This is a genomic window from Enterococcus sp. ZJ1622, assembly GCF_011038845.1.
Classification (GTDB): Bacteria; Bacillota; Bacilli; order Lactobacillales; family Enterococcaceae; genus Enterococcus_B.
In genome coordinates this window covers 1-12189 of record NZ_JAAKDW010000013.1, presented here as the reverse complement: position 1 = coordinate 12189, position 12189 = coordinate 1, and the positions used below count along the sequence as shown (strand labels likewise).

General features: G+C 43.7%; 8 protein-coding genes, 19 tRNA genes and 1 riboswitch. Of the genes, 3 read left to right on the top strand and 24 right to left on the bottom strand.

What is annotated here, in order from left to right; genetic code table 11:
- Complete coding sequence (locus G7Y42_RS12005; protein ID WP_165006156.1) at window positions 1-957, top strand: TIGR01212 family radical SAM protein; 957 nt, start codon at window positions 1-3, stop codon at window positions 955-957.
- Entirely contained in the window at window positions 957-1526 is a 570-nt protein-coding gene (locus G7Y42_RS12000; RefSeq protein WP_165006155.1) for a class I SAM-dependent methyltransferase, read from the top strand. Before G7Y42_RS12005 ends, G7Y42_RS12000 begins: the two co-directional genes overlap by 1 nt.
- 654 nt (window positions 1527-2180) lie before the next feature.
- On the opposite strand, the gene G7Y42_RS11995 is transcribed toward G7Y42_RS12000, so the two are convergent.
- Together G7Y42_RS11995 and G7Y42_RS11990 are read right to left on the bottom strand one after the other, a co-directional pair.
- Entirely contained in the window at window positions 2181-3950 is a 1770-nt protein-coding gene (locus G7Y42_RS11995; protein ID WP_165006154.1) for an ABC transporter ATP-binding protein, read from the bottom strand.
- Window positions 3951-3952: 2 nt separating this feature from the next.
- On the bottom strand, window positions 3953-5665 hold the full coding sequence (locus G7Y42_RS11990) for an ABC transporter ATP-binding protein (protein WP_165006153.1): 1713 nt from the start codon (window positions 5663-5665) through the stop codon (window positions 3953-3955).
- A 114-nt stretch (window positions 5666-5779) separates the two neighbouring features.
- Here G7Y42_RS11990 and G7Y42_RS11985 point away from each other — a divergent pair, with 114 nt between their 5' ends.
- On the top strand, window positions 5780-6427 hold the full coding sequence (locus G7Y42_RS11985) for a TetR/AcrR family transcriptional regulator C-terminal domain-containing protein (protein ID WP_165006152.1): 648 nt from the start codon (window positions 5780-5782) through the stop codon (window positions 6425-6427).
- A gap of 41 nt (window positions 6428-6468) precedes the next feature.
- Here the strand turns inward: G7Y42_RS11985 and G7Y42_RS11980 are convergent, their stop codons facing one another.
- The 22 genes from G7Y42_RS11980 to G7Y42_RS11875 form a co-directional block, all read right to left on the bottom strand.
- Complete coding sequence (locus G7Y42_RS11980; RefSeq protein ID WP_165006151.1) at window positions 6469-7257, bottom strand: alpha/beta hydrolase family protein; 789 nt, start codon at window positions 7255-7257, stop codon at window positions 6469-6471.
- Window positions 7258-7366: 109 nt separating this feature from the next.
- Window positions 7367-8839, bottom strand: a complete 1473-nt coding sequence (locus G7Y42_RS11975; protein WP_165006150.1) for an MDR family MFS transporter — start codon at window positions 8837-8839, stop codon at window positions 7367-7369.
- 147 nt (window positions 8840-8986) lie between these two features.
- A complete protein-coding gene (gene metK, locus G7Y42_RS11970) occupies window positions 8987-10180 on the bottom strand; it encodes a methionine adenosyltransferase (protein ID WP_165006149.1) in 1194 nt (397 codons plus the stop codon).
- Window positions 10178-10254: riboswitch (SMK box riboswitch) on the bottom strand. Its footprint overlaps the gene before it by 3 nt.
- Before the next feature lie 184 nt (window positions 10255-10438).
- Window positions 10439-10510, bottom strand: a tRNA-Glu gene (locus G7Y42_RS11965).
- A gap of 18 nt (window positions 10511-10528) precedes the next feature.
- Window positions 10529-10602: transfer RNA gene (locus tag G7Y42_RS11960), tRNA-Ile, on the bottom strand.
- 12 nt (window positions 10603-10614) lie between these two features.
- Window positions 10615-10685 (bottom strand) — tRNA-Gly (locus G7Y42_RS11955).
- A gap of 4 nt (window positions 10686-10689) precedes the next feature.
- Window positions 10690-10762 (bottom strand) — tRNA-Phe (locus G7Y42_RS11950).
- 3 nt (window positions 10763-10765) lie between these two features.
- Window positions 10766-10838 (bottom strand) — tRNA-Asp (locus tag G7Y42_RS11945).
- Window positions 10839-10856: 18 nt separating this feature from the next.
- Window positions 10857-10930, bottom strand: a tRNA-Met gene (locus tag G7Y42_RS11940).
- Window positions 10931-10942: 12 nt separating this feature from the next.
- A tRNA-Ser gene (locus G7Y42_RS11935) sits at window positions 10943-11032 on the bottom strand.
- Between the two features lie 15 nt (window positions 11033-11047).
- Window positions 11048-11119: transfer RNA gene (locus G7Y42_RS11930), tRNA-Glu, on the bottom strand.
- A gap of 16 nt (window positions 11120-11135) precedes the next feature.
- A tRNA-Ser gene (locus tag G7Y42_RS11925) sits at window positions 11136-11223 on the bottom strand.
- Between the two features lie 24 nt (window positions 11224-11247).
- Window positions 11248-11321, bottom strand: a tRNA-Ile gene (locus G7Y42_RS11920).
- Window positions 11322-11334: 13 nt separating this feature from the next.
- Window positions 11335-11405 (bottom strand) — tRNA-Gly (locus G7Y42_RS11915).
- Between the two features lies 1 nt (window position 11406).
- A tRNA-Asp gene (locus G7Y42_RS11910) sits at window positions 11407-11482 on the bottom strand.
- Between the two features lie 19 nt (window positions 11483-11501).
- Window positions 11502-11575: transfer RNA gene (locus G7Y42_RS11905), tRNA-Met, on the bottom strand.
- A 12-nt stretch (window positions 11576-11587) separates the two neighbouring features.
- Window positions 11588-11677, bottom strand: a tRNA-Ser gene (locus tag G7Y42_RS11900).
- A 23-nt stretch (window positions 11678-11700) separates the two neighbouring features.
- Window positions 11701-11774, bottom strand: a tRNA-Ile gene (locus G7Y42_RS11895).
- Between the two features lie 13 nt (window positions 11775-11787).
- Window positions 11788-11861: transfer RNA gene (locus G7Y42_RS11890), tRNA-Met, on the bottom strand.
- 27 nt (window positions 11862-11888) lie between these two features.
- Window positions 11889-11961 (bottom strand) — tRNA-Ala (locus G7Y42_RS11885).
- Between the two features lie 19 nt (window positions 11962-11980).
- Window positions 11981-12054: transfer RNA gene (locus G7Y42_RS11880), tRNA-Pro, on the bottom strand.
- 9 nt (window positions 12055-12063) lie between these two features.
- A tRNA-Arg gene (locus G7Y42_RS11875) sits at window positions 12064-12137 on the bottom strand.
- Window positions 12138-12189 lie beyond the last annotated feature (52 nt).

The following is a 12189-nucleotide window of genomic DNA, read 5'->3' as shown; positions in this document are numbered from 1 at the left end:
ATGGATTTTCCTTATTCAGAAGGAAACAAACGATACCACTCATGGAATTATGCCTTGAGAAACGAATTTGGAGGAAAGATTTTCAAAGTTCCTATCGATGGCGGCTTTGATTGCCCTAACCGCGATGGGACAGTCGCTCATGGAGGCTGTACTTTCTGCAGCGTTTCCGGATCAGGAGATATGATCGTAGCACCAGAAGATCCGCTTCCTGTCCAATTCCATAAAGAAATCGATATGATGCATCAAAAATGGCCAAATGTCCAGCAATATATCGTTTATTTCCAAAACTTTACCAATACACATGCGCCCGTTGAAGTGATCCGGGAACGGTTTGAACAGGTGGTCAATCTTCCTGGTGTTGTCGGATTATCGATCGGTACTCGCCCTGACTGCTTGCCAGATGAAGTCGTCGATTATCTTGCTGAATTGAATCAGCGCCTTTATTTATGGGTCGAATTAGGGTTACAGACGACATTCGAAGAGACTTCTCGAATGATCAACCGTGCCCATGATTATGAAACCTACTTGGAGGGCGTCAGCAAGCTGCGCAAACACAATATCCGAGTATGTACGCATTTGATCAACGGTCTTCCTGGAGAATCGCTGGAGATGATGCGTGAGAATGTGCGACGTACGATCTTAGATTCAGATATCCAAGGAATCAAACTGCATCTGATGCATTTGATGCGCAAAACAAGAATGCTTCGAGATTACCATGAAGGACGTCTTCAATTGATGAGTCGCCCCGATTATGTCAATGTGATCTGCGACCAGCTGGAGATGATCCCGAAAGAAATCATCATCCATCGTTTGACGGGAGATGCACCTTGGGATTCCTTGATCGGTCCGATGTGGAGTTTGAAGAAATGGGAAGTGCTCAATGCCATTGACGAGGAACTTATCCGCAGAGACAGTTTCCAAGGAAAATACAATGTGAGAGAAAAGGTGACAAATTAATGCTGCAAACAGCTTTGCATTTCAGTCATACTTTGCTGAAAGAAATCCTCCAGCCAGGAGATCACGTGATCGATGCAACTATGGGAAACGGTTATGATACGGTTTTTCTGGCAGAGCAGATTGGTAAAACGGGACATGTATACAGTTTCGACATCCAGCAAGAAGCACTATCAGCTACCCGCCAAAAACTCAACAGTGGATTGGATGATCGCGTTTCTTTGTATTTACAAGGCCATGAGACGCTAGGACAAGTGATCCGCGAAGATCAGCCGATCAAAGCGGGAATCTTCAATCTAGGCTATCTTCCAAAAAGCGACAAAGCCGTGATCACTTTACCGGAAACAACAAAAATCGCGATGGAAGAAATATTAAAACGGCTTGTTCCCCGCGGTCGTTTGATCCTAGTCGTCTATTATGGTCATGAAGGCGGACAGCAGGAACTTGACATGGTGCAGGAATTCTGCCGTAATTTGCCTCAAGCACAATATAATGTATTGAATTATCAATTCATCAATCAGAAAAACCAGCCGCCGATCCTTTATTGTATCGAAAAAAAGAGATACGTATAAAAGAGGTTGTGACAGAAGTGGGCAGCTTCAAGAAATAAGAAGGGATTTGCGAAAATTGCTTCTTAAATTTTTGTAGAATCTCGGCTTATTTTCGAAGAAGCTACTTCTGGAACACCGTGAATCAGAGGTTGTGAAAAAGCTGTCCTGCATCAAGTAATAAGAACAGCCAAACAAAAATAGTTCTCCATATTTTTTGTTTGGTTAGGCTTATTACCGCAGATGCAAGCTTTTGAACACCGTGAACCAGAGGTCGTGAAAGAGACGTTCAGCCTTGAGCGATAAGAAGCGATTTTGAAAAATAGCTTCCCATATTTTACAAAATCGTGCCTTATTGCCGATAGGCTGTCTCCTTGAACACCGTTTAGTGAAGAGGTTGTGACAACTGCGCTCTGCTTTAAGGAATAAGGACACTGAACAGAAAAAAGCTCCTCATATTTTCTTGTTCAGTGAACTTATTGCCGAGAAGCAGCAGATGGAACACAATTTATTCGAAAAAAAGGAGGTACGACAAGATTTTTGTCGCACCTCCTTTTTGGTAGTGAAGATTATTAAGACTAGCTGAGGCCTAGCAGATTTGTTTCGCGTAAATAATATGGAACATTCATTTCAGAAAACATCCCATCTCATGCGAAGCTAGATGACCTCACAGCCTCTTTACTCAAATACAAACTGATTATGATACAGCTCAGCATAGAATCCATTTTCTGCTAACAGCTCATGATGGCTGCCTTCTTCAATGACCTTGCCATCACGCAAAACTACGATCCGATCTGCATTCAAGATCGTTTTCAGCCGGTGAGCAATGACAAAACTGGTTCTTCCTTTGATAGCTTCATCCATTGCTTTTTGGATTTTTGCTTCTGTGACAGTATCCACGTTACTCGTCGCTTCGTCCAGAATCAGCAAGGATGGATTCGTAATGATGGTCCGAGCGATGCTGATCAGCTGCTTTTGCCCTGTACTGAATAGGTTGTTTTCTTCTGATACTTCTGTTTCATAGCCTTTTTCCAATGTCATGATAAAGTCGTGGATATTTGCTTGTTTGGCTGCATCGACCACTTCTTCATCCGTAGCATCAGGTTTGCCGAATGTGATATTGTCCCTGATCGTTCCAGAAAACAAAACAGATTCTTGCAAAACGATTCCGACATGTTTGCGCAGCGCATCAAGATCGAACTCGCGAATATCCTTTCCGTCGATCGTTACCGCGCCCTTGTTCACGTCATAGAAACGGTTGAGCAGGTTCATGATCGTTGTTTTCCCTGAACCAGTCGGACCAACTAATGCAACCATTTCTCCCTTGTCTACATGGATAGAAACATCTTTCAGCACCAATTTATCAGGCGAGTAGCCGAAATCCACGTGTTGTAAAGCAAGGCCTTTTTCGATTCCATCGAATGCTTGGCCATTTTCAGGTTTCACTTCGTCTTTTTCGTCAAACATCTCGTTCAGTCTTCTTGCACCTGTGATGGCTAACTGGATCATGCTGTAGCCAGAAGAAATCTGCATCAATGGCTGGTAATACTGTTGTGAATACTGCACGAATGTGACGACCAATCCTAATGCAACAGACCGCTCTAGATTCCCATTCAATGCCAGCCAGCCGCCAAAGAAAATGACGATCGCTGTATTGACTAGTGACATCCCCTGCATCATTGGGAAAAGCAAGCCGGAATAAGCCTGTCCTTTAAATGTAGCTTGTCGAACACTCTGGTTATGCGCCAAGAACCCGTCGATCGTCTCTTCTTGCAGACCATTCGTAATGATCACGCGCTGTCCGCTGATTTTTTCATCCATATAACCATTCAGTTTTCCTACTTCGTCTTGCTGCAGATCGACATATTTTCTTGCTTTTTGAATGATCAAGACCGCGATCAGGACTGCTACTGGTGTCGAAGCAATCGTTGCCCAAGCTAATTCCACGTTTTGTCTAAACATCATGATCAAGATACCCACAAGCAGTACCGCATTGGTGATTGCTTGAAGGAGTGCTTGGTTCAAACTGTTTTGGATATTATCCAGATCACTAGTGAATCGGCTTAAGATCTCTCCGTCTTGATGAGAATCAAAGAAACGGATCGTTAATTTTTCTAGTTTGTTGAATAACCCGATACGCATCCGATTGGTTGACTTTCCGACCACTTGCGTAAACAAAATACTGTAAATAAAGTTAGCCGCACTTGCCAATACATAAAATAGCAGTAATTTCCAAATAATCGCAATAAACTTGCTTTTATCATCGACCCCTTGCATCAGACCAGCTACATAATTGGCTAATTCCTGAAAAGCTTCCCCAATATACTGGGGGGCTTTGACCTGCAAGTAGGTCGCAGCAATCACTGTGACAAAAATAAAGAAAAAGGAGACCTTATACCGTTTTAAATAGTAATAGAAAAATTTGCCCGCTTTAATTAAATCAGTCATGGTTACTCCTCCGTTCCTTTTTGTGTTTCAAAAATTTCCTGATATACCCGGTTAGTGGCTGCTAATTCTTCGTGCGTACCTTCACCGACTAATCTTCCTTCATCTAAAACCAAAATACGATCGGCTTTGACTACTGAAGCGATTTTTTGAGCGATCACGATCGTAGTTGTCCCTTTTAGCTCCCGATCCAATGCTTCACGGACTAATTTTTCGGAACGAGCATCCAAGGCACTCGTACTGTCATCTAAAATCAGGATCTTGGGATTGCCGATCACGCCTCGTGTAATGGACAACCGCTGCTTCTGCCCACCGGAAAAATTACTGCTTCTTTCTTCCACTGGTGCTTCATAACGATCCGTCAGCTTCTCGATGAATTCTTGTGCTTGTGCGATCGCTGAGGCACGTTCCATTTCCTGTGGTGTTGCGTCTTTTTTACCTTGCCGCAGGTTTTGTGCGATCGTTCCAGAAAACAGGATAGCTTTTTGCAAAACAAAGGAGACTGTATGACGTAAGCTTTTCTCATTTACTTTTCGTAAATCCACCCCGCCTACTTCAACGGTCCCTTCTGTCGGATCGAATAATCGGGGGATCAGCTGAGCTAAGGTTGATTTACCAGCACCAGTCGCACCGACGATCCCCACCATTTCTCCTGGTTCGATCGAAAAACTGATATCTTTCAACGTATCCGTTTCGTCACCGGGATATCGGAATGAAACATGATCAAATCTTACTGAGCCGGTCAAATCTTGTTCCGGAACATCCAAATAAGTTAGATCTGGTTCTGTTTCAAGGATTTCTTTTATCCGCTTCAAAGATACAGCAGCTCTTGAGGTCATCATCATCATCATCCCACCAATGATGATAGCCATCATGATCTGCATCAAATAATTCATAAAGGATGCGATGCTTCCAATCAATGTCGGATCATCTTTGACCAAATTGCTGACAAAGAAAATCGCGCCGACGACAGCTAGATTCGCAGCTAGCATGAAAGAAGGAATCATCACTGAAAACAGCGTACCTACGATGATATTGTGCTTCGTCAGATCATCACTGACTTTACTGAAAGAATTCAGCTGGTTTTCTTCTTGTACAAAAGATTTCACCACACGGATACCCACTAGGTTTTCTTTTGCAATACTGTTTATCTTATCGATCAGTTTCTGAATGATCATGAAATGCTTGCCCATTCTGGTAAAAGAAAGTGCAGTGATCACAAATACTGTAATAATAAGTGCGACAATGATCCACCATAATTGAGGCAAAGTAGCCATAGCCAAAATGAATGCACCGATAAACAAAAATGGAATCCGAAATAATGATTGTAAGGAAATCATCACTAAATTTTGAATTTGCGTAATATCATTCGTCAAACGAACTACGAGATTTCCGGCAGAAAACTGTTCGATATTCCCAAATGAAAAAGACTGGATTTTACGAAAGGCTTCCTCGCGAATATCTGCACTCACACCTTGTGCCACTTTAGCGGAGAAAATCGTGTTCGTCACACCTGCCGCTAATCCCAACAATGCCAGACTGATCAGATAGATACCGATCGTTTTCATCTCATCGTTGTCTTCCGTAATAATTGCTTCCAGCACTTGTTGTAGAAGCTTTGGTTGCCATAAAGCTGCAGCAACCATGATCGCCACAGACAATAACGAAATAAAAACAGCCGCTTTGTATTTTTTCGCATGTCTTAAGATTAGATTCATCGTTATTTACACCCCTTTATATAAATTGACAGCCTTAATTTAACACTGTAAAATTAGACCGACTAAAAATGTACCATGATTAAAAAGATAATGCAACAGACGAGGATGATAAAAATGGAACCCAAGCTTTCACAAGCAACAATTATCCAGACTGCCTTTGATATACTGGCAGAAAAACAGGAACTTTCCCAGCTTTCGATGCGTAGCTTAGCAAAAGCGGCGAATGTCCAAGCACCTGCACTTTACTGGTATTTCAAGAATAAACAGCAGTTATTGCAAAAAATGGCAGAGACAATGGAAAATGGATTAGCGATACCTGATCCCACATTACCGTGGAAAGAACAATTGCTGCAGTTTATGGAAAATTACTACGATCTTTATACGCAGTTTCCTTGCGGCGCAGAATTAGAGATCCACACAGTCCCTGCTTTTCCAAGCCGTTTGGAACATCTGGAGCAAATGATCCAGATTTTAGTGAACGAGGGGTTTTCTGTTGCGCGTAGCCATCAAGCGATTTCCGCTTTGCACAATCTTCTAGTCGGTCAGCTGATGGACCAGCAGCACGAACAACAGCTTAGACAAAAAATCATCAAAGGAAACGTCCTATTGAAAGACACTGTTTCTTATATGCGCCAGTATGTCAACGATCATCAGCTAAACGGCCTCACACAAAGCATCATGTCCCATGTAGCAGTAGATGGAAAAGAAGTATTTCTTACAAGTGTTGAAACATTCCTTCTAGGATTAAGTGTTCAAAAATAAAAAAAGAACGATTCCGATCATTTTTTCGGAATCGTTCTCTTTTATTTTTCTGTAAACAGCCAAGAAAGTGCCCGCTGAATCCACTGATCCCAGAACACCCAGTTATGTTCGCCTGGACCATGCTCAAAGGTCACGTCCATTCCCTTTTCTCTGATAGCTGCAGCCATTTCTTCATTTGCCTGATAAAGAAAATCAGATTCGCCGCACGCAAGATAGATTCTAGGGACCGGTTTGTTACTGTTTGCCAAGTCCTCTAAAAGACGCTGCGGATCATTGACCGATCCTTTGACTTGATCTAACGGGCCGAAAATCCCTTCCCAGAATGCTGCTTTTCGGACCATCAACAAGTCATCCATTCGATTGCCCACTGAAACTGCTCCAGACAAAGAGATAACGGCAGCAAAATTTTCTGATTTTGCCAGCCCTAGTTTGATGGCTCCGTATCCGCCCATCGATAACCCTGCAGCAAATGTTTTTTCTCGTTTTTTCGTTAGTTGCGGAAACAGCTCGTGGCAGATTTCAGGCAGTTCTTCTGAAATAAAGGTCCAGTAATTCATATCATATGTCGTATCTGTATACCAGCCTTGATCCGTAGACGGCATGATCACTGCTAGCCCATAATGGGATGCATATCTTTCAATCGAAGAGCGTCGTTCCCACACACTGTGGTTACCGCCCATCCCATGAAGCAGATACAATACTGGAACATCTGTTGTTTCCTGTTGTGAACTCGTCCCGATCACTTTTTTTGTTTTTTGTGGAAGAATCACGTTCAGATTGACTTCCATTTCTAATATATTTGAATAAATGTTTGCTTGAATAAATGCCATTTTTCTGCCTTCCTTTATTTAGAGATGATGAAAGAAATATTCCTTGTCACTGAAGAACAGCTTCTTGAATACTCTTCTCATAAATCCTGATTTCTCGCTTTGCGCGAAGCTACTGCTTTATTCTATCACTTTTTTTGCGAACGAAAAATGTTAAGCACAAAGCAATGACTACCAGTAAAAGCCCTGCTAGATAAACCGCGTGCAAGCCATCATATAGAATCTTTCTTAACGGAGTGATAAGCGTTGCATCAAGTTGTTTTGCTGTTTGTGGATTGACTAATTTGTTCATGATATCTGGATCGTTGGTCAATTCTGTTGCGGCAAGTTCTCTTTGCATCACTCCGTTGATCAACAATCCGAAGACCGCGACCATCACTGTCTGACCGATCGTCCGCACTAATGTATTAAATGAAGTCGCTACCCCAAGCTGTTCACGAGAGACACTGTTTTGTGCACTCACAGTCGAGGTCGTCATGGTGATCCCTAAGCCAACACCAATCACTGTCGAAATAGCAAAAAACCATAAGAAGTTACTGTGAAATGGCATCAGATACAACCATGCACCACCGACTGCTGCAATCAGCAGACCAATTCGCAATACCCAGATTGTAGACATTTGAGTCATCCACTTGCTGGCTAAGAATGAGCCGACCATCCATACTAGTGATAAAGGCGCTAATACCAGTCCTCCGACCGCAGCATTCAGTCCCAGAACTCCTTGCATCCACATGGGGATATAGACATCGATTCCCATCAAAAAACCGCTCGCTAAAGCAGCTGCTATATTCACCACAACAAAAAGCGGATTTTTAAATAAATCCAGCATAATCACTGGATCCTTCGCTCGCTTTTCTGCTGCCACAAAAAGACCAAGTAAAAGGAGACTTCCTACTAATAAACCAATCACTAAAGGTGTGATTCCCTGATCTCCCAATAGCTGAAACCCTAAGAGTAATGAGACGAGCGTCAGCATCAAGCTGAAACTTCCTAAGATATCCATCGGTTTTGCTTCACGTTCGATCGCAGGTTCATTCAAGTACAGCCAGATCAGTACGATCAGTAAAAGTCCAATTGGTACATTGATAAAAAAGATCCAATGCCAACTCAATGCATCTACGATAAACCCGCCAGCCAACGGACCGAAGACACTGGCAATCCCCCAGGCAGAACTGTTCAATCCTAAGACTTTCGCACGTTTTTCCATAGAGTAAAGATCCCCGATAATCGTTAAAGCTACCGGCATCATCGCTCCGGCACCCATTCCTTGAACTGCACGGGCTGCGATCAGTCCAAGCATCGTTTGAGAAAGCCCACAGAACAACGAACCGATAATAAATAATAGCGTACCAAATATAAAAATCGGCTTACGCCCGATCTTGTCTGCTAATTTGCCGTAGATCGGTGTCAGCATCGCATTCGTCAGTAAATAAATCGAAAATACCCAATTCATGATCTCCATTCCGTGAAGTGAACCTACGATCGTCGGCATCGCAGTCGTGACAATCGTCCCTTCGATCGCTGTCATGAAAGTAGCAATGAATACACTGATAGTGACTAATGTTACATTTGTTTTTCTCTCCATATTTTTCCTCCTTTGTTTTATTCGCTTTTTTCTTTATCCTCAATCAGTTTTTCAGACCAAAAAAAAGAAGCAGATCTTCTATGAAATTGTAGATGAGCAAAAAACTGGAACGACTACCTGTTGGCAATCATCCCAGTTATCAGCCGATTATTTAGCTAAGCTTGCTTTTAATGCATCTACTTTATCTGTGTGTTCCCATGGCAAATCAACATCTGTACGGCCAAAATGTCCATACGCTGCTGTTTGTCTGTAGATTGGTCGACGCAAGTCAAGCATTTCGATAATACCTGCTGGACGCAAATCAAAGTTTTCTCTAACCGCTGCGATCAGTTCTTCTTCTGGTACTTCAGATGTGCCAAAAGTATTGATTGAAATTGAGACAGGCTGTGCAACACCAATCGCATATGCCAATTGGACTTCAGCTTTGCGTGCAAGTCCTGCTGCAACGATGTTCTTCGCAATATAACGCGCTGCATAACTTGCTGAACGGTCTACTTTTGTGGCATCTTTCCCTGAAAAAGCACCGCCGCCGTGACGAGCATATCCGCCATACGTATCAACAATGATTTTTCTTCCTGTCAGACCGGCATCTCCTTGAGGTCCGCCGATAACAAAACGACCAGTAGGATTGATATAATATTTTGTTTTTTCATCTAGTAACTCAGCTGGAATGACTTCCTTAATCACTTTTTCAATGACATCGCGGTGAATTGTTTCATTGTCAACCGCATCATCATGTTGTGTTGAGATAACGATCGTATCTACACGTTCAGGTTGCCCGTTATCATCATACTCTACAGTTACCTGTGATTTAGCATCCGGACGCAAGTAAGTTAATTCATTTGATTTGCGTAATTCTGCTAAACGACGTACCAGACGATGGCTTAAAGCGATTGGTAATGGCATCAATTCAGGTGTTTCGTCTACTGCAAAACCAAACATCAGTCCTTGGTCTCCTGCCCCAATCTCATCTAATACATCTTTCTTATCTTCATCTCGGATTTCCAGTGCTTCATCTACACCTTGTGCGATATCTGGAGATTGTTCATCAATCGCAACTAATACAGCTGCTGTATCTCCATCAAATCCGAATTTTGCACGTGTGTAGCCAATCTCTTTGATAGTTTGGCGTACTACTTTTTGGATATCTACATAAGCAGTCGTAGAAATTTCTCCAAATACTAAAACAAGCCCAGTCGTAACAGAAGTTTCGCACGCTACACGCGCATTCGGGTCCTGTTCTATAATTGCATCCAAGATCGCATCGCTGATTTGGTCAGCTATCTTATCTGGATGGCCTTCAGAAACTGATTCTGAAGTAAATAAATGTCTTTCTCCCATAGTGATTCCCCCTAGTTAAATTCGGTTACAAGGCATCTCCGTTTCACGGATCCTTTCGGGAACTTGCAACGAACCAAGTATAGCAGATAAAATGATTTTACGCTCGTTTTTTTTACGTTTTCAGCGAAAAAATACCTCGTGTTTTTTAAGTAAAGAAAAAAGCTTAACCAAATTATCTTTACTGGATAATTTTGCTAAGCTGATTGAAACCATTCTCTCAGAAAAAAAAGAAAAAGATACTTAAAAAAGTATCTCAGATGACCCGTACGGGATTCGAACCCGTGTTACCGCCGTGAAAGGGCGGTGTCTTAACCGCTTGACCAACGGGCCAATAATAAAATAAAACAATGGGCCTAAATGGACTCGAACCATCGACCTCACGCTTATCAGGCGTGCGCTCTAACCAGCTGAGCTATAGGCCCATAAAAACTAAAAGCGGGTGACGAGAATCGAACTCGCGACAACAGCTTGGAAGGCTGTGGTTTTACCACTAAACTACACCCGCATAATGGCGCGGGACAGAATCGAACTGCCGACACATGGAGCTTCAATCCATTGCTCTACCAACTGAGCTACCGAGCCAAACGGTTCCGACGGGAATCGAACCCGCGATCTCCTGCGTGACAGGCAGGCATGTTAACCCCTACACCACGGAACCAGTGTTTTTAGTTTTTAATTGCGGGAGCAGGATTTGAACCTACGACCTTCGGGTTATGAGCCCGACGAGCTACCAGACTGCTCCATCCCGCGATAATATTAAAAAGGAGGATAAGGGATTCGAACCCTTGCACGGTTTTACCCGCCTGACGGTTTTCAAGACCGTTCCCTTCAGCCGGACTTGGGTAATCCTCCATGTAAATCTTATAATGACCCGTACGGGATTCGAACCCGTGTTACCGCCGTGAAAGGGCGGTGTCTTAACCGCTTGACCAACGGGCCAGGTAAAATATTGAAACGGAGAAGGAGGGATTTGAACCCTCGCGCCGGTTTCCCGACCTACACCCTTAGCAGGGGCGCCTCTTCAGCCACTTGAGTACTTCCCCAAAACCAATAAGATTTTGTACTAATGGGCCTAAATGGACTCGAACCATCGACCTCACGCTTATCAGGCGTGCGCTCTAACCAGCTGAGCTATAGGCCCATAAAAAACTAAAAGCGGGTGACGAGAATCGAACTCGCGACAACAGCTTGGAAGGCTGTGGTTTTACCACTAAACTACACCCGCATGGCGGTTCCGACGGGAATCGAACCCGCGATCTCCTGCGTGACAGGCAGGCATGTTAACCCCTACACCACGGAACCAGTGTTTTTAGTTTTTTAATTGCGGGAGCAGGATTTGAACCTACGACCTTCGGGTTATGAGCCCGACGAGCTACCAGACTGCTCCATCCCGCGATAATATTAAAAAGGAGGATAAGGGATTCGAACCCTTGCACGGTTTTACCCGCCTGACGGTTTTCAAGACCGTTCCCTTCAGCCGGACTTGGGTAATCCTCCATATGGAACTTACAACGCCACAATGGACCTTGTAGGACTCGAACCTACGACCGGACGGTTATGAGCCGTCTGCTCTAACCAACTGAGCTAAAGGTCCAGGCTCTTAAAAATCGCGGCGGAGGGGATCGAACCCCCGACCTCCCGGGTATGAACCGGACGCTCTAGCCAGCTGAGCTACACCGCGAAAAAGATATTCATTATTCAAATGAAATGGAGCCTAGCGGGATCGAACCGCTGACCTCCTGCGTGCAAAGCAGGCGCTCTCCCAGCTGAGCTAAGGCCCCGTATTTTATTTGATAATTATCGGGAAGACAGGATTCGAACCTGCGACCCCTTGGTCCCAAACCAAGTGCTCTACCAAGCTGAGCTACTTCCCGTTTAATTAACGCGCCCAAGAGGAGTCGAACCCCTAACCTTTTGATCCGTAGTCAAACACTCTATCCAGTTGAGCTATGGGCGCATATTATAATGCCGAGGACCGGAATCGAACCGGTACGGTGATCACTCACCGC